This is a genomic window from Acinetobacter sp. ACNIH3, assembly GCF_002918965.1.
In the GTDB taxonomy this organism is placed as follows: Bacteria; Pseudomonadota; Gammaproteobacteria; order Pseudomonadales; family Moraxellaceae; genus Acinetobacter; species Acinetobacter schindleri.
Genome location: NZ_PQLP01000017.1, coordinates 14673 through 36913, shown reverse-complemented (window position 1 = coordinate 36913; position 22241 = coordinate 14673). Strand labels below are relative to the sequence as shown.

18 protein-coding genes and 2 pseudogenes are annotated in these 22241 nt (G+C 42.4%); 9 read left to right on the top strand and 11 right to left on the bottom strand.

Going from position 1 to position 22241, the window contains the following annotated elements; genetic code table 11:
- Window positions 1-94: 94 nt before the first annotated feature.
- Window positions 95-913 carry a tetratricopeptide repeat protein gene (locus C3420_RS08935; protein ID WP_103800557.1) on the top strand — a complete coding sequence of 273 codons (819 nt, stop codon included), beginning with the start codon at window positions 95-97 and terminating at the stop codon, window positions 911-913.
- 47 nt (window positions 914-960) lie between these two features.
- On the opposite strand, the pseudogene C3420_RS08930 reads toward C3420_RS08935, so the two are convergent.
- The 3 genes and pseudogenes from C3420_RS08930 to C3420_RS08920 all read right to left on the bottom strand — a co-directional run bounded on the left by C3420_RS08930 (window position 961) and on the right by C3420_RS08920 (window position 4455).
- A pseudogene (locus tag C3420_RS08930) lies at window positions 961-1895 on the bottom strand (AEC family transporter).
- An 81-nt stretch (window positions 1896-1976) separates the two neighbouring features.
- On the bottom strand, window positions 1977-3101 hold the full coding sequence (locus tag C3420_RS08925) for an NADH:flavin oxidoreductase/NADH oxidase (RefSeq protein ID WP_103800556.1): 1125 nt from the start codon (window positions 3099-3101) through the stop codon (window positions 1977-1979).
- A 91-nt stretch (window positions 3102-3192) separates the two neighbouring features.
- Complete coding sequence (locus C3420_RS08920; protein WP_103800555.1) at window positions 3193-4455, bottom strand: carbohydrate porin; 1263 nt, start codon at window positions 4453-4455, stop codon at window positions 3193-3195.
- 381 nt (window positions 4456-4836) lie between these two features.
- On the opposite strand from C3420_RS08920, the gene mutM reads away from it, so the two are divergent.
- Both mutM and C3420_RS08910 read left to right on the top strand, forming a co-directional pair.
- Complete coding sequence (gene mutM, locus C3420_RS08915; protein ID WP_103800554.1) at window positions 4837-5694, top strand: bifunctional DNA-formamidopyrimidine glycosylase/DNA-(apurinic or apyrimidinic site) lyase; 858 nt, start codon at window positions 4837-4839, stop codon at window positions 5692-5694.
- Window positions 5694-5978 carry a peptidylprolyl isomerase gene (locus C3420_RS08910; protein ID WP_103800553.1) on the top strand — a complete coding sequence of 95 codons (285 nt, stop codon included), beginning with the start codon at window positions 5694-5696 and terminating at the stop codon, window positions 5976-5978. The genes mutM and C3420_RS08910 overlap by 1 nt, the downstream gene beginning before the upstream one ends.
- A 112-nt stretch (window positions 5979-6090) precedes the next feature.
- Here C3420_RS08910 and mscL read toward each other — a convergent pair whose 3' ends face one another.
- A complete protein-coding gene (mscL, locus tag C3420_RS08905) occupies window positions 6091-6528 on the bottom strand; it encodes a large conductance mechanosensitive channel protein MscL (protein WP_103800552.1) in 438 nt (145 codons plus the stop codon).
- Window positions 6529-6701: 173 nt separating this feature from the next.
- Window positions 6702-8537, bottom strand: a complete 1836-nt coding sequence (gene typA / locus C3420_RS08900; protein WP_004814517.1) for a translational GTPase TypA — start codon at window positions 8535-8537, stop codon at window positions 6702-6704.
- Between the two features lie 162 nt (window positions 8538-8699).
- Here typA and C3420_RS08895 point away from each other — a divergent pair, with 162 nt between their 5' ends.
- From C3420_RS08895 to C3420_RS08885, 3 genes are all read left to right on the top strand, one after another.
- Entirely contained in the window at window positions 8700-10070 is a 1371-nt protein-coding gene (locus C3420_RS08895; protein WP_103800551.1) for a uracil-xanthine permease family protein, read from the top strand.
- 65 nt (window positions 10071-10135) lie between these two features.
- On the top strand, window positions 10136-11170 hold the full coding sequence (locus C3420_RS08890; RefSeq protein ID WP_103800550.1) for a methyltransferase: 1035 nt from the start codon (window positions 10136-10138) through the stop codon (window positions 11168-11170).
- Window positions 11170-12633, top strand: a complete 1464-nt coding sequence (locus tag C3420_RS08885) for an amino acid permease (protein WP_103800549.1) — start codon at window positions 11170-11172, stop codon at window positions 12631-12633. Before C3420_RS08890 ends, C3420_RS08885 begins: the two co-directional genes overlap by 1 nt.
- Before the next feature lie 50 nt (window positions 12634-12683).
- Here the strand turns inward: C3420_RS08885 and C3420_RS08880 are convergent.
- The 3 genes and pseudogenes from C3420_RS08880 to omp38 all read right to left on the bottom strand — a co-directional run bounded on the left by C3420_RS08880 (window position 12684) and on the right by omp38 (window position 15649).
- Window positions 12684-13835 (bottom strand): annotated as a pseudogene (locus C3420_RS08880) (IS4-like element ISAbe18 family transposase).
- A gap of 122 nt (window positions 13836-13957) precedes the next feature.
- On the bottom strand, window positions 13958-14491 hold the full coding sequence (locus tag C3420_RS08875) for a cysteine peptidase family C39 domain-containing protein (protein WP_008304505.1): 534 nt from the start codon (window positions 14489-14491) through the stop codon (window positions 13958-13960).
- A gap of 108 nt (window positions 14492-14599) precedes the next feature.
- Entirely contained in the window at window positions 14600-15649 is a 1050-nt protein-coding gene (gene omp38, locus C3420_RS08870; protein ID WP_004814506.1) for an outer membrane protein Omp38, read from the bottom strand.
- Between the two features lie 372 nt (window positions 15650-16021).
- Here omp38 and C3420_RS08865 point away from each other — a divergent pair, with 372 nt between their 5' ends.
- From C3420_RS08865 to C3420_RS08855, 3 genes are all read left to right on the top strand, one after another.
- Entirely contained in the window at window positions 16022-16543 is a 522-nt protein-coding gene (locus tag C3420_RS08865; RefSeq protein WP_103800548.1) for a GspH/FimT family pseudopilin, read from the top strand.
- A 111-nt stretch (window positions 16544-16654) separates the two neighbouring features.
- Window positions 16655-17830, top strand: coding sequence for a thiolase family protein (locus C3420_RS08860; RefSeq protein ID WP_004891575.1), 1176 nt, complete (start codon window positions 16655-16657; stop codon window positions 17828-17830).
- 262 nt (window positions 17831-18092) lie between these two features.
- A complete protein-coding gene (locus tag C3420_RS08855) occupies window positions 18093-18554 on the top strand; it encodes a VOC family protein (protein ID WP_004814501.1) in 462 nt (153 codons plus the stop codon).
- A gap of 43 nt (window positions 18555-18597) precedes the next feature.
- Here the strand turns inward: C3420_RS08855 and C3420_RS08850 are convergent, their stop codons facing one another.
- The 3 genes from C3420_RS08850 to C3420_RS08840 form a co-directional block, all read right to left on the bottom strand.
- The gene (locus tag C3420_RS08850; RefSeq protein WP_004814500.1) at window positions 18598-19083 is read right to left on the bottom strand and encodes a DUF934 domain-containing protein; all 486 of its coding nucleotides are present in this window, start codon (window positions 19081-19083) and stop codon (window positions 18598-18600) included.
- Window positions 19076-20719, bottom strand: a complete 1644-nt coding sequence (locus tag C3420_RS08845) for a nitrite/sulfite reductase (protein WP_103800547.1) — start codon at window positions 20717-20719, stop codon at window positions 19076-19078. The genes C3420_RS08850 and C3420_RS08845 overlap by 8 nt, the downstream gene beginning before the upstream one ends.
- 256 nt (window positions 20720-20975) lie before the next feature.
- The gene (locus C3420_RS08840) at window positions 20976-22097 is read right to left on the bottom strand and encodes a CaiB/BaiF CoA transferase family protein (RefSeq protein WP_103800546.1); all 1122 of its coding nucleotides are present in this window, start codon (window positions 22095-22097) and stop codon (window positions 20976-20978) included.
- Window positions 22098-22241 lie beyond the last annotated feature (144 nt).

Here is a 22241-nt window from a genome sequence, read left to right as displayed (position 1 = left end):
TATTTACAAAGTATGAAATCATTTTATGATGTAGCTGTAATAATTTAAAAAACACCACGGAATCAGGTGTTGAATACAACAAGGTCCAGGAACCATGAAAAAAATAATATTTGCTGCGATGCTCGCAGTTTCAACTCAATATGCACTTGCCAATGCAAATACCAAAGCTGAAGCAGTTGATCCTCAATTTGCCAAGGTTGAAGCCCTAGTCAAAGCCAATGACTTTAAGGGTGCTCACACTTTACTAAATGAGTTAGCACAGAAAGGAAATGCTCAAGCACTGTATAACTTAGGCTATTTAACACAGACTGGTCAGGGGACCATAAAGAACGAGAAAAAAGCGGTACAACTGTATGAACAGTCAGCAAGCAAAGGCTACCCGGTTGCCAACTATGTCCTCGGTAAAAATTATGCAGGCGGCACAATGGGGCTGAAACAGGATCTGACCAAAGCCAAACAATATCTAGAACGCGCATCTAGTGCCGGTTTTGATGATGCTACTGTGGATCTGGCAGTGTTACTTTTTGCTGAAGGAAAACCTGCTTCTGATCAGCAAGCACTGAAAAAACTTCAACCACTGATTAAAAAAGATAATTTCCAGGCGATTCATGCCAAAGCCCTGTATGACATCAGCATGGGCTTTAAAAATAAGGATGAAAAACCGATTCAGCAAGGTTTAAGCTCGATTCAGGAGCTTGCCAAGAAAGGCTATATCCCTGCCCTGATGGCAGTCGCTAACATGTTTGCCAATGGTAATATCGTGCCGCAAAACCTGCCTGAAGCGAAGAAAATCTTTAGTGCCTTGGCTCAGGAAAATATTCCACAGGCCAAAGAGTCTCTGGCGGCAGTAGAGAAAATGATTGCTGAACAAAGCAAGAAACCAGCTCAACCAACGGCGCAAAAGAAAAGCTAACCTAAGCTATAAAAAGCCCCTGATTCGGGGCTTTTTTATTGGAATGTTTAACTGAGAAAATAGCCAGACTGAGTCAGGATGACTGCCACCACAATAAAGCCCATTAAGGTACTGAGTACCAATGGCGGTAAAGCTTTTTCCTGTACCCCATAATGCTGGGCAAAAATCCCAAAAGCGATTGGCATTGGCAATGCCGCCAGCAATGTGCCGATAAAAAGCATCTCACGACTGACATCAAAAGCCGATAATAAACTGAAAATCAGCAATGGCATGACGATGACTTTCATGGCTGTCAGGAACCAGCTAAAGGCCGTCAGTGAGCTGAGATTCATGCCAATCAGGCTACCACCAATCACAAATAAGGCCAGTGGCGATGCGGTTTTCCCTAACATTTTTAAGGTAGAGCTAAGTAATTCTGGTAGTTGAATATCTAGAACTATGCACAAAATACCCAGCATAATCGAAAGAATCACCGGATTTTTCAAGATCCGTAGCAATGTTCCAGTCAATATACTTTTACCAGCTGTACCGGGGGCTTGCAGGCCTCGCTCAGCCAGAATCAGCATCAAGGTCACGATCAGCAGATTTTCTACAATAAGAGTCAATGAAAGATAAATTGCTGAATGTGAACCAATCAATAAAGTCAGTATCGCCGTGCCGATAAACCCGGTATTGGACATGGACCCCCCATGGCCAGCACACCGGACTCAGTGAGAGAAGCCTTGAAGAAATAGCGGCAGCAGAAAAATACCACGCCATAGAGCAGCAAAGAACCGCCTGCATAGGCAATAAAATACTGTGGACTCCAGATATCGCTGAGATGTTTACTTGCCAAGGCTTGTAACAGAAAAGCTGGCAAGGAAATCTTCATTACAAACTGGCTCATCGCCGTAATCAGCGAGGGGGTGATAAATTGGGTTCGTGCAGCAATATAACCTAAAAATACGACGGCACAAATTGGAAATAGAATAGTGAATAACATTAATTTTCTGCAGTTTTACTGCATTGTTCCTTAATATGTTCATCCCTGAACGATTAACTTCCACTCATTTAACAAGCAGTTTTATTTGTCCGCTGAAGAGAAAGGCTTAAGCAGATCTCGCAAACCATGTGGCTGGCAACGCAAATACTGAGGCGTCACCTCTACGGTTTCACCGAGTGTCGCAGCTGCATGCCATGGCCAGCGTGGATCATACAAAATGCCACGCGCAAGCGCGATAGCATCTGCCTGTCCATATTGCAGAATTCCTTCTGCCTGCATCGCTTCCGTAATCAAACCGACCGCAATCACTGGAATATTGACCGCCTTTTTAATCGCTTCCGCAAAAGGAACCTGATAATTCGGATGCACATCAATTTTCTGGTCTACATGTAGACCTGCACTCGAAACGTGGATATAGACAGCACCCGATGCTTCCAGCGCTTTAGAAAGTTCAACAGCAGCCTCAATGTTCCAACTTTCAACATCTTTCATCCAGTCGGTTGCAGAAATACGCACGCCAATTGGATAGCCTTCAGGAACCGCAGCTTTCATCGCTTTAAAGACCTCTAAAGTCAGACGAATCCGGTTTTCAAATGAACCGCCATATTGATCCTGGCGCTGATTCGACAGAGGTGACATAAATTGATGCAGCAAATAGCCATGCGCAGCATGAAGCTCAATCAGCTCGAAGCCTGCTTCAATCGCTCGCTTGGCACTGGCAGCAAAGTCCTGAATTACTTGTTGGATTTCCTCAAGACTTAAGGCTTTTGGTGGGTGCTCATGTGCCTGAAAAGGAATATCACTGGCAGAGACAGTCTGCCAGCCCAAAGGCTGATCTGGTGCAATTTGCCCCTTGCCTTCCCAGGGTTTATCTGTGGAGGCTTTACGCCCAGCATGTGCCAGCTGAATCGCAAAAGGCATTGGCGAAAGAGATCGCACCTTCTCCAGTAAGGTTTTGATCTGTGCTGTCTGGCTATCATTCCACAATCCCAGATCTGCATAGCTAATCCGGCCTTGTGGCTGTACCGCAGTCGCTTCCACAATACATAAACCGGCACCAGACAAAGCATAATTGGCCCATTGCTGCTCATGCCAATAGGTGATTTCACCCTGCTCTGTTGCAGAGTACTGGCACATCGGAGCGATTACGATTTTGTTATCAAGTTGCAATGATCCAAATTGCACGGGCTGAAATAGTAATGTCACGCGGTGTTTCCTCTTCTTATTGGCTGATTGATATTCAAAATAAAAACAGGCTCTCAAGAGCCTGTTTAGTTATAGCGTGAACAATCCAACTTTAGAAGATCACTCGTGTAGTTAAACCTAGTACTAATGCATTATCTACTTGATTGCTAGACCCTGGATTTACTACATATTGCAGGTTTGGACGTAACATTAACCACTTTGTTGCGTTATAGCTGTAGTTGAGTTCGATATTGTATTCAGCGCTAGCATCAAATGCTGGACGTGAATCTGCAAAACGGTCATTCACATGCACACTATTCACTGCCAGACCTAAAATGTCATTTGGCTGGCTATCCGCTAAACCAATATATTTCACACCAATTTGTTGTGAATTATCCACTTTATTGGTATCACGGTCATGCCAGGTAAAATTGGCAAATGAATGTAAACCCTGACGGCCACTACCTGTCGATGTTAACTGTTGCTCTATTGCTAACCACCCTGCAAAGGTACGGTTTTTTCCTTCACCTGTTGCGATGTCTTTTTGGTTAGCAATATCATCAGCCGTGTTATACATACCACCAATACGGTAGCTACCCGGTAAACCGTTCACAAAAGATTTTGGAGTCCAGACCACCTCTGCCGGAATGGTTACGCCATCCGCATGATCCGTATTCAGACTCCAGCCTTGACCTTCAGCCTTGCCATTACCATTGTCCGGGTTAAATTCATAAACTCCTACTTGAACTGCAACTTCAGGATTCACCTGTTGTTTAACGCGTGCCCCCCATTGAGATACCGGGGTATTCATCCAGATATTACCCTGCCATTTACCCATCTGTGCAGCGCAGAATGCTGTACTGGCAAAATCACAAGCCATGACATTAAAGTCCATACCCAGACCTAAGCGACCTGCTTTAATACTCAATCCTTGGTCTTTGAAGGTCTTCTCAATTGACAGTTCGCTTAAACGACTGTCCTGGTTACCACGACCAAAAGTACCTTGAACATTGGCCATGTGAGGAGCATTTCCTTGTAAATCACGCACTGAAGTACTTTGGCCTTGACGTGCGGTAGCGACTGCACGAACAGTTACACCATCCCAGCCTGCCAGTTTTTCCATATCTAACTGGGTACCTAACCATAACTGTGCAGAAGTTAATGGATCTGCTCCTTCATTACGGCCACCCTCTGCCAGATAAGCCGTATCTGTCAGTATATTTGCCTCAAACTTAATACCTTGCTGGGCAAGTTCTGTACGCTTCCCATCCCAGTCCCCTAACAGGTACTGCCCTTGAGGGTCAAATGCAGATTCAGCTTGAGCTGAAGTCATGGCTACCATGAATGGCAGTAAAGCTAGACTTAACTTTTTCATATAAAACCTAAACATACGGAGAGAGTAAAGGCAGCCTGAGACTTGCCCTGTATGACTTGATACAGAACGTTACATAACTTTTCACTTAAATACACAGCATTTTTTTTATTATTGGTAAAACTTTAAGTTATAAGAAATAATATTTTATATAAAATTTAATTTATATAATGTATATTTTTCAGGTATTTAATTACTTAATAAGATCTAAAATCCGTTTCTCTTTAAACCTAACAGTAAAAATACACCTGATATTAAAGTGTATTTTTTAAACAATTGTTAAAATAAATTTCCATCTTCAATTTTCAGTTCTCTTTTAAACAGGACTTGCATTCAACTATAAAACGCCCAATATTAGCCTCATGATATTAGCTGCTAAATGTTATGCCTGAATTACCAGAAGTTGAAACCACCAAAACCAGTCTCCTGCCTCTCCTTGATCAGAAAGTTCTATACGTGGAGGTGCGTCAGTCAAGCTTACGCTGGCCGATTCCTGAGGATATTGCTCGTCTGCAAGGACAGCGCCTGATTCAACTGACACGTCGTTCCAAATATATTCTGGCGCAATTTGAACAGGATACGATGCTATGGCATTTAGGCATGTCAGGCAGTTTTCGCTTATGTGAAGCCAGTGAAGAATTGCGTAAGCATGATCATCTGATTATTCAGTTTGAAGATATCCAGCTGCGCTATCATGACCCACGCCGTTTCGGCTGCATCCTGTGGTTAGATGCACAGTCTCAAAGCAAGCTGATTGATATACTTGGGCCAGAGCCACTCAGTGATAGTTTTAATGCTGAATATCTATTTGAAAAATTAAAAAATAAAAATGTTGGCACCAAAGTTGCAATTATGGATAACCATGTTGTCGTGGGTGTAGGCAATATTTATGCAACCGAAAGCCTATTCAATATGGGCATTCATCCTGCACAACCTGCCTCTACCTTGAGTTTTGAGCAGATTGAAAAGCTGGTCATTGAAATTAAGCGTATTTTAAAACAGGCGATTGATCTGGGTGGCTCAACCTTACGCGACTATACCAATGCCATGGGAGAAAATGGCTATTTCCAGCAAACGCTGCTGGCTTATGGCCGTGCCGGGGAAATGTGTGTGAACTGTGAAACCACGCTGGAAAATATCAAGTTGGGACAACGTGCATCTGTCTACTGTCCTGAATGCCAGCCGCTAAAGAAGGTAAAGCTTTCTAGCAAACGTGTAGCAGCTGTACGAGGTAAAAACTAATGAAGACTGCAATCGTCCGTCATATTCTGGTCAAAGATAAAGAAACTGCCGAACAGCTCAAGAAAAAGATTCTAGCAGACGCAGATTTTGCCAAGATCGCTAAACAATATTCGACCTGTAATTCAGCTAAACGTGGTGGTGAACTGGGTGAAGTGAAAAAAGGTCAGCTGGTCCCAGTGATTGATAAACTGGTTTTTACTGCTGCAGAACGTGTTTTGCATGGACCAGTGAAAAGTCAGTTTGGTTTTCATTTGCTAGAAATCAAGTTCCGAATGGATTTTTAATCCTCCTAAATCCCTCTATAAGTAAAGGGGAACTTCTCCTCCCTTTAGGAAAGAGATTGGAAGGAATTAAATAAAAAACGGCGCCTTAAGCGCCGTTTTTAATCCAGGAAGCTTAAGCTTCAGGTCGTTTTTTTAACTCATCACGAATTTCACGTAATAATGCAACATCTTCCGGTGTTGCTGCTGGCTCTGGGTCTACCTCTTGTTTACGACGCAGTTTGTTCATTAGTTTTACTAAACAGAATACAACCCATGCCAATAACAGGAAGTTAATTAGAATCGTCAGGAAATTACCATAAGCAAGAACATTCAGCCCCGCTGCCTGTGCAGCAGCCAGGTTGCTTATATTGTTTGGATTATCTCCTAATACAACAAACCAGTTGGAATAGTCGACATCCCCACCTAGAATCCAGCTCACTAAAGGCATGATGACGTCTTTTACCATCGAGTCAATAATCTTACCGAAGGCGCCACCAATGATCACACCGACTGCGAGATCCATGACATTGCCCTTAACCGCAAATTCCTTAAATTCTTGAATAATACTCATAAAGTCACCTGTTTCTTATACAATTTTCAATTTTGCGATAGATTATACAGGAGTTATATATTTCTATTTAAGCCTAATTGATCAGGTTTATGTAATCTTGTCCAACCTTATCTAGATATATAAAAAAACCGCTGAACAATGTCAGCGGTTTTTTAAACTATTAGTAATCGAACTTATTTAGCACGGTTACGCTTACGTTCGTTTTCAGTCAGGTAACGCTTACGGATACGGATTGACTTTGGTGTTACTTCAACAAGCTCGTCATCTTCAATGAATTCAAGCGCTTGTTCTAGCGTGTATTCAATTGCAGGAACGAGTGTTAACGCATCATCAGTACCAGAGGCACGTACGTTGGTTAACTGTTTTGCTTTAGTTGGGTTAACAACCATGTCATCAGAACGTGAGTTAATACCCACGATCATGCCTTCATAAACTTCTAACTGTGGTTTAGCGAATAGACGACCACGGTCTTGCAGCGTAAACAATGCATAGCCCAAGCAAGTACCTTGAACCATAGAAATCAGTACACCGTTTTGACGTTTCGCAACAGTACCTTGTTTCATTGGACCATAATGCGAGAAGCTAGACGTCATAATACCCGTACCAGAAGTCATGGTCAGGAATTCTGAACGGAAACCGATCAAACCACGTGAAGGTACAGTTGCTTCAATACGGATACGGCCTTTACCGTCAACTTCCATATTGGTCATTTCGCCTTTACGGTGACCCATTTGCTCCATTACAGCGCCTTGGTGCTGTTCTTCAACGTCAAACGTTACGTTTTCATATGGCTCTTGTTTTTCACCATCAATTTCTTTGATGATAACTTGTGGACGAGATACGCCCATTTCAAAGCCTTCACGACGCATGTTTTCAATTAAAACTGAAAGGTGAAGCTCACCACGACCAGATACTTTGAAACGGTCTGGACTGTCAGTGTCTTCAACACGAAGTGCTACGTTGTGGATCAATTCGCGGTCAAGACGTTCACGGATATTACGTGAAGTTACAAATTTACCTTCTTTACCAGCAAACGGTGAGTTGTTGACCTGGAAGGTCATAGACACTGTAGGCTCGTCTACAGAAAGTGCTGGAAGTGCTTCAACTGCTTTCGGATCACAGATTGTGTCAGAAATGTTGAGTGCATCAATACCAGTGATACAAACGATGTCGCCTGCTTGAGCAGATTCAACATCAACACGCTCTAAACCATGGTAACCCATGATTTTCAAGATACGGCCGTTACGAGTGTTACCTTCTTTGTCGATCACAGTCACAGGCGTGTTTAATTTCACTGAACCGCGTTGGATACGACCAACACCGATTACACCTACGAAGCTGTTATAGTCAAGTGAAGACACTTGCATTTGGAATGGACCATCAACGTCAACTGCTGGTGGTTCAACAATGTCTACGATTGTTTGGAACAACGGCGTCATATCGTCAGCAAGTTCTTCAGGAGAAGGACCCGCTACACCACGAAGACCAGATGCATATACAACCGGGAAGTCTAACTGTTCGTCAGTACCGCCTAAGTTATCGAATAAATCGAATACTTGGTCAATTACCCAGTCAGGACGTGCGCTTGGCTTGTCGACTTTGTTGATAATGACAATTGGTTTTAAACCACGTGCGAACGCTTTTTGCGTTACGAAACGAGTTTGTGGCATTGGACCTTCTTGTGAGTCTACAAGAAGCAATACGCAGTCCACCATAGAAAGAACACGTTCAACTTCACCACCGAAGTCGGCGTGTCCCGGGGTGTCCACGATGTTAATGCGATATTCTGTGTTAGTACGTGCATCAGTCCATTTGATTGCAGTGTTTTTTGCAAGAATGGTAATACCACGTTCACTTTCAATAGCGCCAGAATCCATGACACGCTCGATCTCACCCGCGCGATCACCGAGAGCACCTGATTGTTGCAAAAGTTTGTCTACAAGAGTGGTTTTACCATGATCGACGTGCGCAATAATGGCGATGTTACGGAGAGTTTTAATATCTGACATGTAAATTCGATACGTATTAAATTTGAGGGCAAATTATACAGAAAAATACAAAGTTTTGACAGTGACAGTTTGTTGACTTCGTCAATTTTTTTTCCAATGCCTTTTGTAATGACGTGTAACTCGATTAGAATAGCGCCACCCAGCCTTAATTTGCATTGACACATGTCTGTTTTTAATCAATCTCCTCCTTCCAAAGATCAACTTGACCTCGTGTACGGCCTTGAAGATCGCCCTAAACCATTTATCGCATTTCTAGCAGCATTCCAGCATTTATTGGCCATTATTGTCCCAATTGTGACCCCTGGCCTGCTCATTTGTCTGGCACTAGGTGTCTCTAAAGAAGACACTAACATGATTTTATCCATGTCATTGGTAATTTCAGGGATCGCGACTTTTTTACAATCCAAGAAAGTGGGTCCCTTTGGTGCAGGCTTGCTGATTGTTCAGGGTACAAGTTTCAACTTTATTGGCCCAATCATTGGGATCGGTTCGGCGATGGTTGCTGCCGGTACACCCGTAGAAGCTGTCATGGCTTCGATCTTTGGTGTGGTAATTGCAGGTTCATTTATTGAAATGGGCGTATCGCAAATCCTGCCATGGATTAAAAAGCTGATCACACCTTTAGTAACAGGGATTGTGGTTTTACTGATTGGTCTGACTTTAATTAAAGAAGGCCTAATCAGCATGGGTGGTGGTTATCAGGCCATGAATGATAAAACCTTTGCTAATGCTGACAACCTGATCATGTCATGTACAGTTCTGGCACTGATTATTTTACTGAATCGTGTGCGCATTACCTGGGTAAAAAGTTCGGCAATTCTGATCGCACTGGTTGTCGGTTATATTCTTGCTGGCTTTATGGGTCACCTGAACTTTGAAGGCTTAAAAGATGCTCCACTGGTTCAGATCCCGACACCAATGCATTTTGGATTAAGCTTCTCTTGGAGCTTATTCATTCCAATGGCGTTTATTTATTTGGTGACTTCGCTAGAAGCGATTGGTGACATTACTGCAACATCTAAACTCTCTAACCAGCCAGTCGATGGCCCGACCTGGATGAAGCGTATTAAAGGTGGCGTGTTAGTGAATGGGGCGAACTCTTTACTTGCGGGTTTATTCAATACATTCCCAAGTTCTGTATTTGCACAAAATAACGGTGTGATTCAATTGACTGGTGTAGCGAGCCGTTATGTCGGCATCTGGATTGCAGCACTTTTAGTCATTCTGGGTTTACTTCCAGCAGTGGCTGGCGTGATTCAGGCGGTTCCTCAAGCTGTGCTTGGCGGCGCAGTGATGGTGATGTTTGGTGCAGTCGCTGCCTCTGGTATTAACATTCTGTCTGGTATTCACCTGGACCGTCGTGCTCTACTGATCATTGCCATTTCTCTTGCATTAGGTTTGGGTGTGGCGCAGGTTCCACAGATTCTGGAACATCTTCCTGAATTATTCCGTAATATCTTTAGTTCTGGTGTTGCGACCGGCGGTATTGCGGCCTTGATTCTAAATATTGTACTTCCTGAAACAAAGAAGTAAGTTCATGTCTAGAAAACACTGTCTGAGTTGAACTTGGACAGTGTTTTTCTATTGGAGAGATTCCTATGGATGCTAAAAGCGAAGTCTTATTAAGACAATATGATTATTTGTCGGGTCGTGTACTGCTGATTAATCCTCCAACGGATCATCTGCTGGCTGAATTTGATCAATCCATTCAGGCTGCAGTGTGGACATGGAATTATAATGACTACCTGTATTTTCAGGCCCAGCAAGCCAATGTACATTTTGGTGCAGAATTTCCTGAAGGTGAATTTGATCAGGCTGTAATCTTTGTTCCAAAATCCAGAGAATTACTTAATTACCTGATTCACAATGTAGCGGTTTACCTAAAACAAGGCAGCCAGGTATTTTTGGTAGGTGAGAAAAAAGGTGGCGTGGAACGCGCGGCAAAACAGCTGCAACCCTATGGTAAAAGCCTCAAACTCGATAGCGCACGACATTGCCAATTATGGCAATTGACACTAGACTGCAACGTCGAGAAAAGAGCATTAGCTGACTGGGCACAAACCTATAGCGTCTCCACTCCCAAAGGCGATTTACAGATTTGTGCACTCCCTGGTGTATTTAGCCAGAATCATCTGGATGTCGGTACAGCAGTTTTCCTGCCCTACCTGTCTGAAGTGACTTCAGGTAAAATTGCCGACTTTGGCTGTGGTGCCGGCGTCATTAGTGCCTATCTTGCCAAGCTCAATCCGAACAATCGTATCTTTGCCTTAGATGTAGATGCTTTTGCATTAGCCTCTACTAAAATGACTTTTGAGAAAAATCAGCTTGAGCCTGAGCAACTTGAAATTAAGGCAGTGAGCGGGATTGAAGATGCACCATTATTTTTGCACGCCATCGTCAGTAATCCACCCTTCCATCAAGGCATTCAGACCAACTATGATGCCAGTGAAAATCTGTGCAAGACTTCACGTCGTCATCTCAAATCTGGTGGTGAATTATGGATTGTGGCGAACCGCTTTTTAAATTACCCGATTTTAATTGAGCAAAGTTTTGGCCAGTGCACAGTCAAAACTGATCAACAAGGCTTCAAGGTGCTTTTCGCCAGCACTCAAAAAAATGTTAAGGAATCATGATGAGCGAAACCCAAAACAGCACACAGCTGCAGCGTAAGCTAAGTGCTCGTCATCTGAATATGATCGCCATCGGTGGATCAATTGGTACAGGTTTGTTCCTGGCGTCAGGTGCAACCATTGCCAATGCCGGACCAGGTGGTGCATTACTTGCGTATGCGCTCATTGGTGTCATGATTTACTTCCTGATGACCAGCTTGGGGGAGCTTGCAACCCATAATCCGACTTCAGGTGCTTTCTTTACCTACGGTACTAAATATGTCGAAGGCGGTTTTGGTTTCGCTTTAGGCTGGAACTACTGGTATAACTGGGCAATCACCGTAGCCTTTGAGCTGGTCGCAGTCCAGTTCATCATGAAATTCTGGTTTCCGGATATTCCTGGTTTTTACTGGAGTGCCCTGTTCCTGGCGGTGGTCTTCGGGATTAATGCACTGACGGTAAAAGGCTTTGGTGAATCTGAATTTTTCTTCTCCTTAATCAAAGTGCTGGCGATTATTGCGTTTATCATCATTGGTATCTTCATGATTGCAAAAATCATGTTAACTCCTGAGGTTGCTACATTTGCCAACTGGACCAAAGGTGAAGCACCATTTGTGGGTGGTTTATCTGCTCTGATTGGGGTGGCAATGATTGCCGGATTCTCCTTCCAGGGGACTGAAATGGTTGGTGTTGCTGCAGGTGAATCTAAAGATCCACAGAAAACCATTCCAGTAGCAATCAAGCAAATTTTCTGGCGTATCCTGTTATTCTATATTGTGTGTATTTTCATTATTGGCACCCTGATTGCTTATGATGACCCACGTCTTTTACAGGCAGCGTCTAGTGAAGATATTGCGCTTTCGCCTTTCACTTTGCTATATGAACAAGCTGGTTTCGCCTTTGCTGCCAGTGTGATGAATGCGGTGATTTTAACTGCAATTCTGTCTGCGGGTAACTCGGGCATGTACTCCTCTACCCGTATGCTGTTTGATATGGCACGTAAAGGCAGTGCACCAAAATTGTTTGGTCGTCTGGATGCGCGCGGTGTGCCAATGAATGCACTATATGCCACCACTGCAATCGCAGCCTTATGTTTTCTGACAACATTTATTGGTGAACAGGAAGTATTTAACTGGCTACTGAATATGTCTGGTATGTGTGGATTTATTGTATGGTTGGGTATTGCAATATCTCATTATCGTTTCCGTAAAGGATATCTGGCTCAAGGTTATAAACTTGAGGATCTGGCGTATCGCGCCAAGTTCTTCCCGTTTGCGCCATGGTTTGCTTTTGTGCTGTGTGCGATTGTGGTCCTGGGGCAAAACTATCAGGCAGTACTGAATGGTGAATGGCTTGCAGTACTTTCTACTTACATTGGTATTTTCTTATTCTTGGCGATCTGGTTAGGTTATAAATGGAAACACAATACCAGACTCATTTCTTATAAAGAGATGGATGTTCGGCCGATGAAGATAGATCATGAATAATTTTTGATCTGAAAAAGCAGCCATTCAGGCCATTGCTGTCCCACAATTTTTCACAAGAGGAAGCTCAAATGAGCTTCCTCTTGTTTTATGGGTATTTTATCGGGTGAAAATAAAGCTTTTAAAGTTCTTCTTTCAAACAAGTTCACTTGAATTATTCTGAGTAAACGTTGAACTGTCCAACCTGTTTTTCCTAAATGTTGAGCGAAACTCACCAATAAATAGGCGATCATCGCAATCCAGATTTGTGTCTGAATTGCGTTCCTGCTGCGGCCTAGAAACGCTTTTAATTTGAGATTCTGCTTAATCGCCTTAAAGAACAGCTCAACTTTCCAACGATCTTTATAAATCGCCGCAATGGTGGAGGCGGCTAAATGAAAGTTATTGCTGAGAAAGCTAAAGTGCTTGCCACTTTGCTGATCTCTATATTCAATTCTTCTTAACACTGGGGCTTTTCTTTTTAGGGCATGTGCGCTATTCAGCTGAATGGTTTCATCTTTTAGAATACCTTTGGATTCAAGCACTGGATGTTGCTGGATCACCTGATACACAGATTTAGGCCTAAAACGTGTGACAAATCCAATGTTTTGAGCAGTCAGATTTGCATACCATTGGTAATCGACATAGCCTTTATCAAAAACTACAATGCTGCCAGCAGGAAACTGGAATTAGCGGCCTTGTACCATGTCATTTTCTTTGCCATTTTCAACTGCAACAAACTCAGGAATATCATTGCTGTGATTCAATCCTATACTGAGTTTCATGCTGGCTTTTGAGTCGTGAACTTTGGCCCATTCACATAAGGAAAGCGACAGGTCAATATGACTGGCATCCAAGGAATACAAGGGATTCTTAAAGCGAAATTTATGAGCTACTTTTGAGTGTTCATAGTATTTAAGCAACTTGTAAAATAGCTGTTGATACAAGGCAGCAGGCTGCTGCTCATTGATTCGTGCCAGCGTGCTTCGGGGAATAGACTTTGCTCCGAGATGACTTAGCTTTTCCTGTTGGCACTCCAAATTGGATTGAATATCTCTCAGACTTTGCCTACAAGAGAATTGAGACATCAATATGGCAATAAACTGATCCCACCGGGAAGCCGCTCTAAATTTCTGTCCAACATGGTGTACTTTAGCAAGTTGTTCAAAATCCTGTCGCACAACAGGTTTAATTAGCTCATGAAATACGGTATTCTGATGGGACAAAACCTGAATCCTGGTCGTTAAAGTGTTTGTTTGCACTCATATTTTAACTGTTAGGACTCAGGTTTTTTTATTTAAAGCAAACTATGGGACAGCAGTGCCATTCAGGCTGCTTTTTTATTGTATTAACTGTGGCGCATAACAAAATTCCGATCATCAATGATAATAGTTTGCTGACAAATCCCCTCTACTCGACGCTGCTGTTCAAACACCTCTTTCGGCATGGACTCAAAACTGTCAAAGAAGCTGATTTCACTTTTATTGATTTCGTACACCAAAGAATGATTCCCTACTCCCTCCAGGGTGTCATAGAACACAATCACAAAACGACCAGCTTCTACATTTTCCTGAATGTCTGCATAAGACAATGGCTGTTCTATAACCGGGATTTGTAAACGAGATGCTTGTTGATAGAACTCAATTTCAATTGGCTGTTTATCTGGGTCATGTTCAGTATAAAAATGAACATCCAAACCCAGTGTTTTTAAAGCAACTGCAAGCGCAATACTGGAGGTTCCCATTTCAGGATCATGGCGTGTGAGCTGTACCAGATCCGGAATATGCAGATCTATACCATAGTGATGAAAAATCATCCAGATCGCATAGAGGCCACTATTGGCCTCCAGATTTTGTAAATCTTCAGGAAGTTCCACACTCATGCTCAGACTCAAAAACAGGTTTAGGGCTATGCAGTGTAGTCAAATCAGGGCAATAAAAAAAGCGACTCATAAGAGAGTCGCTTTTTTTAATCAGTGTTCAATAATGAATTATTGAGCAGCTGGTTGTTCAGCTAGTACAGTACGGCTACCAGAAATAGTCGCGAATACACGACGGTTCATAGCACGACCTTCTTTAGTGTTGTTGTCAGCAATCGGTTGATCCCAAGCGAAACCTTGAGTAGACAAACGAGAAGCATCAACGTTGTATTCGTTAACTAGTGAAGATTTCACAGAGTTAGCACGAGCAAGAGATAAACGTTCGTTCAGTGCACGTGGACCAGTGTTGTCAGTGTGACCTTCGATACGAGCAGTTGCGTTTGGATATTCAACCAATTTTTCAGCAACTTTCGCGATTTCTGGTTTGTACTGATCTTTGATGTTAGATTTGTTTGTATCAAAGAATACACGAAGTTCCATGTTCAGGTCTTCAGTCAACTCTTGTGGAGCTGGAGCAACTGGAGCAACTGGTTCAACTGGAGCAACTTCTACGACTGGCGCAGCAGGTTTCAAGTGGCCACCAAGAACTACGTTTAAACCAGCAAGCGCTGTGTAGTTCCAGAAATCTTCGTCAATGTTATAAGTTGCACGAGCTTCTGTACGTAGAGACAGAGCATCGTTTAAACGCCAGAAAGCACCTAGACCAGCATTACCTAAAGTACCTTCGTCATCTTTAAGACGCGCATCACCATCTAAATCATATTCATACTTGTAGTGACCAGCACCTAAAAGTACGTATGGTTTGATTTTGCTGTCATAGTTTTTAGTGATCAGATCAGAAGTAACGTAGAAGTTACCATTGATTTGAGTTTGCTTATACTCACCGTAAGAAGCTTCGCTGTCTTCGATATCACCTTTCACTTGGTTATATTCAGCTTCAAAGCCTAACCATGGAGTCAGTTCAACACCAAGCGCAGCACCTACGAATAGGTCGTCTTGAAGCTCAGGAGTTTCACCATATAGATGATCTTCATAGCTGTTGTTGTGTTTTGTATCTTGCCAAGTATAACCAACCAGTAATGGAGTAACAGTTACGCCTGCGTTTGCAGCAGCGAAAGGAGCAGCTACAAGCATTGCTAAAGCAATACGACTCATTTTCATGGATTTATCCTCCAGAGATAACAAATTGTTGTTCAAGCTCAAGCCTAAATTGGCTTTCCTGAGATAGGCTTCTTTTACCCCAGTTTTATTTTTAAGCTATTCACAGGGAATCATACAAACACTGAATAAATTTTCCAAGTGCTTGATTAATCTAATCAAGTAAATTATTGACAAAATTACTTACAATTTCCGTTGTAATTCGGTAAATTTTTACTCAATTTTTTATTGTGAATACCTTATTGTCTCTTACCTAATTTTAACAGCTTTCTCCTATTTCAAGTACAAAAATACTAGGTAAATAAAAAAAAGCATTAAAAAACGCCTAATTAATAGCATGTTTCAAATAAAAATAATATATAAATAGGTTAAACCATGTATATAAAAAGAAATAATGCGTTCACAATTGTGGAGCTTATTGTTGTTATTTCCACTCTTGCAATACTTACAACCCTAGCAGTTCCTCTGTTTCAAGAATATCAGTCAAAACAAGAAGCTAACAGTATTTATCAGAAGATTACAGCAGTGAATCGCTATGCACGCAGTCAATCGGCAGTATTACGGCAGAATATTGTGATTTGTCCCACATTAAATCTATCGACCTGTCAAACAAATCAGTGGAGCAATGCCTGGCTGGTATTTGTCGATCAAAATAAAAATAGACAGGTTGATGCCGGCGAAACCGTACTGCATGTTGATCATCTAAGGCTCAAATATGGACAGCTGGATTGGAGAGGTGCTTTAAGTATCCCAAGTGTCAACTATCAAGCTCAAACCAATTTACCTATCGGCTCCAATGGCAGCTTTTACTACTGTTCTTTTCAGCATTCCCATTATTATAAAATTGTACTTAGCAAAATGGGGCATCTGCGTAAAGAGAATCTGAGTACATGCTGAGAAAACTGCCCGGTTTATGATTCAATTTTTTTGAGGCTTTAATCTTGCAGTTTTTTCAATATACTGCTTAGGTCGAGAATAAAAGACTAAAACTCATATGGAGATACAACAATGACTGACATCGTAATTGTCAATGGTGCACGTACAGCCATGGGTGGCTTCCAAGGCAGCTTATCAGGTGTGACTGCGCCTGAACTAGGTGCTGTCACGATCAAAGAAGCCATTGCACGTGCAGGTTTACAACCAACAGACATCGAAGAAGTCATTATGGGTTGTGTTCTTCCTGCCGGTTTAAAACAGGGTCCTGCCCGTCAGGCAATGCGTAAGGCTGGTCTTCCAGACAGCACAGGTGCTGTAACTATTAATAAGCTTTGTGGTTCAGGCATGAAAGCAGTGATGCAAGCTGCTGACATGATCAAGGCCGGTTCTGCAACTTATGTAGTTGCTGGTGGAATGGAATCGATGACCAATGCGCCCTATGTATTACCTAAAGCACGTGGCGGCTTCCGTATGGGCCATGGTGAAATTAAAGACCATATGTTCCTGGACGGTTTAGAAGATGCAGAAACTGGTCGCCTAATGGGTTCTTTTGCCCAAGATATGGCAAATACCAAAGGTTATACGCGTGAACAGATGGATGATTTCGCTATCCGTTCATTAAAACGTGCACAAACTGCGGTCAATGAAGGCTACTTTGCAGATGAAATTGTGCCAGTCACTGTTTCCACCCGTAAAGGTGATGTAGTGGTTGATAAAGACGAACAGCCATTCAATGCCAATATTGATAAAATCCCAACATTACGTCCTGCTTTTGCTAAAGATGGTACCATTACTGCAGCAAATGCCAGCTCTATTTCTGATGGTGCCTCTGCATTGGTTTTAACTTCTGCTGACAATGCAGCAGCTCAAGATTTAAACCCATTAGCAAAAATTGTTGCCTATGCGTCAAACTCTCAGCATCCATCCGAGTTTACAATTGCTCCAGTTGGTGCTATTCAGAAAGTACTGGATAAAGCAGGCTGGACAGCTGAAGAAGTAGATCTTTGGGAAATTAATGAAGCCTTTGCCATGGTCACCATGTGTCCAATGGATGAGTTCAAGCTTGATCCTGAAAAAGTCAATATTAATGGTGGTGCTTGTGCACTAGGTCACCCAGTGGGTTCTACAGGTTCTCGTATTATCCTGACTTTGATCCATGCTTTAAAGCGCACTGGCGGCAAGAAAGGTGTTGCAGCTCTATGTATCGGTGGTGGTGAAGCAACTGCAGTCGCGATTGAGCTAATCTAATTTTCAAAAAGTCAAACGACTGAAGAGGGCTTTTAAAGCCCTCTTTTTTTATTAATCCAAAATCTGGCCTTAATGATGTCTACTAAAGCATTACTCGAACAATCATTTAAAACCGGGTCTTAAACTAAAAATTATTTTTGTCTTGATTATCCTATCAATAGAAGAATTCCCTTACTTACATTTTCATAAAGCTTCTTTATCAATCAGACACGTTGCAAAGAGTAAATTAGAGAGAATCAAAACAAGAAAAAAGGAAACCTCCATGCGATTTAATCACTATCTCAACTTCCAAGGTGAAACTGAAGCCGCTTTTACTTTTTATCGTTCAGTGTTTGGTGGTGAATTTTCTAATTTGAGCCGTTATGGCGATATGCCCGGACAGGAAGGCATTGACCTCTCCGATACGGATAGAAGCCAGATTTTGCATATTTCACTTCCTATCAATGAATATACTGAATTAATGGGATCAGATATTAATGAAAAGCTAGACAGTCCTAGCTCCCCTACTTTTACCAAAGGGACCAATCACTATATTGCAATTATTTTAAGTGCTAGTGAACAAGCCGAAGCTCAACGACTGTTTGAGGCTTTATCTGCCAAGGGTCAAATTGAAATGCCTTTGGAAAAAACTTTTTGGGGCGCACTTTACGGTGCCTGTACCGATCAGTTTGGTGTGCAGTGGATGATTAACTGTCTATTAGAAGAACGTAGTCCAAATTTCTAGAAATAAAAAAGCCTCCATTTGGAGGCTTTTAACTGAAGACGGATTAAGCTCCAGTCTGATAGTTCGGTTTTGGCACAGCTGTGGATGCTTGGTACGGATTGCTAAAGTCATTTAAACCTGCTGCCGCTTCCTGAATATCTTTACCTTCTTTAATCACGAAAGTATCGAAACCCGAACGCTTCATATAGTTCAGTACGTCTTTAAATACATCACCTGTTGCACGCAGCTCGCCCTGAAAACCCTGGCGACGAAGAAGTGCTGCAAATGAATAACCACGGCCATCATTAAAACCGGCAAACTCGATAAAGATTGCATCCAACTGATCAAGTGGAAATTCATTGGTTTCAGGAGAAGCATCTACCGTTAAGTACAGTGCTTTTTTACCCGGAACATTGGCGATTTGTTCTAACTGTTCAACAGTCAGAACCACATCACCTTGTGGCAATACGCCATCTTCACCAATTAACTGATAAGTATTGTCTGCAATCGTGCCATCTTTAGAGAGCACTTGTAGTGCGGTATTAAGCATATGCACGCTCCTTGAATGGTTGGATGCCAACACGACGATAGGTATCGATAAATTCTTCACCTTCCTGACGCAGGTCAAGATAAGTATTCAGGATTTCTTCGATGATATCCGGCACTACTTCAGCAGCAAATGATGGACCAAGAATGTCACCAATCGATGCATCATGGTCTGCATTACCACCTAAAGTAATTTGGTAGAATTCAGCACCTTTTTTGTCTACACCCAAAATACCGATATTACCGACGTGGTGATGACCACAGGCATTCATACAACCTGAAATATTCAGGTCGATTTTGCCAAGGTTATAAATCGTATCCAGATCATCGAAACGACGTGAAATTGCTTCAGAAATCGGAATTGATTTTGCATTTGCCAATGAACAGAAGTCACCGCCCGGGCAGCAAATGATGTCCGTCAAGAAGCCGATGTGAGCGCGTGCCAGATTGTTTTGTTCCAGGATCGTCCACAATTCGAACAGGTCTTTTTGTGGGACATCAACAAGGGCAATATTTTGCTCATGAGTCGTGCGTAATTCACCAAAAGTGTACTTGTCTGCAAGATCTGCAATCAGGTTCATCTCTTCAGTGGTTACATCACCAGGAGCCACACCTGCACGTTTCAGTGAAATCGTAACGATACGATAGCCTTTCACTTTGTGCGCATTGGTATTGATATTGAACCATTGCTTGAATTTCGGATGCGCCGCGAACTGTTCAGAGAAATCTTCATCTGCATAATCTTGATAAGCAAATGGCGTGAAGTTCTCATCCATTTTTGCCAAGGTTTCAGCATCGATTTTCAATGTTTTAATGGTATGTGCAAATTCCGCTTCTACTTTCTCAGCAAATACTTCAGGTGTCAGTGCTTTTACTAAGATTTTGATACGCGCTTTATATTTGTTGTCACGACGACCATGCAAGTTGTATACACGAAGTACAGCTTCAAGGTATGCAATCAGGTCTTCACGTGGAAGGAAGTCACGGATAAAGCTACCAATAATTGGTGTACGGCCTAGACCACCACCGACTTTGATTTTATAGCCCATCTCACCCGCTTCATTTTTTACGATATATACACCGATATCGTGGAATGAAGTTGCTGCACGGTCGATCTCTTCCAGTGCTGAAACAGCAATCTTGAACTTACGTGGCAAGAAAGCAAATTCCGGGTGGAAAGTAGACCATTGACGGATCAATTCACATGTTGGACGCGGATCTGCAATCTCGCCTGCAACGACACCAGCATATTGGTCAGTCGTCGTATTACGGATACAGTTACCTGATGTCTGAATCGCATGCATTTGTACTGATGCCAATTCTTGCAGCATATCTGGCACATTTTCCAGTGCAGGCCAGTTGAACTGGAAGTTTTGACGTGTTGATACGTGTGCATAACCACGGTCATATTCTTTTGCCAGTTCCGCAATTTTACGTAACTGTTTAGAGTTCATCAGACCATACGGTACTGCTACACGCAGCATTGGCGCATAACGTTGTACATATAGGCCATTTTGAAGGCGGAGCGGACGGTATTCATCTTCCGTCAATTTGCCCGCTAAATAACGTTCCGTCTGGTCACGGAACTGTGCAACACGTTCATTAATCAGTTGCTGATCGAAATCAGTATATAAATACATGGCGTACAGCTAGTAGTTTCTATTATATCGTCGGCAAGGATAACGAGATTAAAACTATCAATAAAATGCTTTTTATACATATTTCATAGCGATTTTATTGATAAGCCTACCAGAAATTCAGTGATTTAAAGGATTTGTCGAGCAAAACTCCTTTTCAACGAATAATGATTTATTTTTTAAATCTTTAGCATTTATTTTCATATAAAAGCAGCTCACCTCTACTGATCAATAAATAATCATTAAAAGATCCAAAAACTTACCACTGTTCAGATTCGCCTAGTGCCTGTCCCATAAAATCATAGCGTGAGCTGGAACGGGAAAATTTGATTGGACAGGCCAGCTGTGGCTCAGTCTCCTGCTCCCCTGCTTTGACTGGAACATGCACCACCCAGCCCCGCTCTTGTGCCAGTTGTGAAGTTAAGGCTTCATCAAGGTGTAATACCGGCTCCACACACACATCTAAAGCAGCAAATATAGTCTGCCACTCATTCAGAGTTTTACTGCGAATTTTCTCTTGAATCGCTGCCTTCACTTCTTTCTGGTCTTGAGCATCTAAGGATGAACCTTTTTCTAACAGAACTGGCAACTGCAATGCCTGTGCCAAACCCTGCATAAATTGGGGCTCTAAACTGCCAATAGAAAGATAACGACCGTCTTGGGTTTGATAATAGTCATAAAAAGCCCCCCCATTAAGATGACCGGACTCAGGCTGGGCATGCACATCTGCTGCCAGACTGGCGGCGGCTGCCATATTATTTAAGGTCACCGCACAATCGGTCATGGAAATATCAATATACTGTCCCATTCCGCTACGCTGGCGCTCAATCACCGCTGCCAGGATAGCGATAATCGCATGCATGGAACCGCCAGCAACATCAGCGACCTGAATACCTAAAGCCGGTGGACCACCCTGAACCCGACCGCTATGTCCGGCAATTCCGGATAAGGCCAAGTAGTTAATATCATGCCCGGCCTTATCTTTATAAGAACCAGTTTGCCCATAGCCAGTAATGGAACAATAAATAAGTCGCGGATTGATTTCAGCCAAGGTGGCGTAATCCAGTCCCAAACGTTGCATTACGCCGGGACGGAACTGTTCAACCACGATGTCATAGTCCGAAATCCTGGTTTTGATCTGTTCGATACAGTCACGATTTTTAAGATCCAGCGTGATAGATTGTTTGTTACGATTCAAATAATTGTGTGCAGTTGCCTGTCCATGTGCGTATGGTGGCACTAATCGCAATAGGTCAGGACGTGTTGGTGATTCAATATGCACAACCTCGGCACCGAGGTCTGCCAAGTACATGGTGGCAAAAGGACCAGGTAAAAGTGTAGAAAAATCGAGGACTTTCAATCCTTTTAATGCATAGGACATTAGAATAATTACTCTATTTATGATGGTTTTTTATGCATATTAGAAACATAAACACACAAAAACAATGTCATGTTCAGCCATTTACCTTGATCATTTCGGCAATTTAATATGTAACAAATGGCAAATCCGATTTTGTAAATTGCC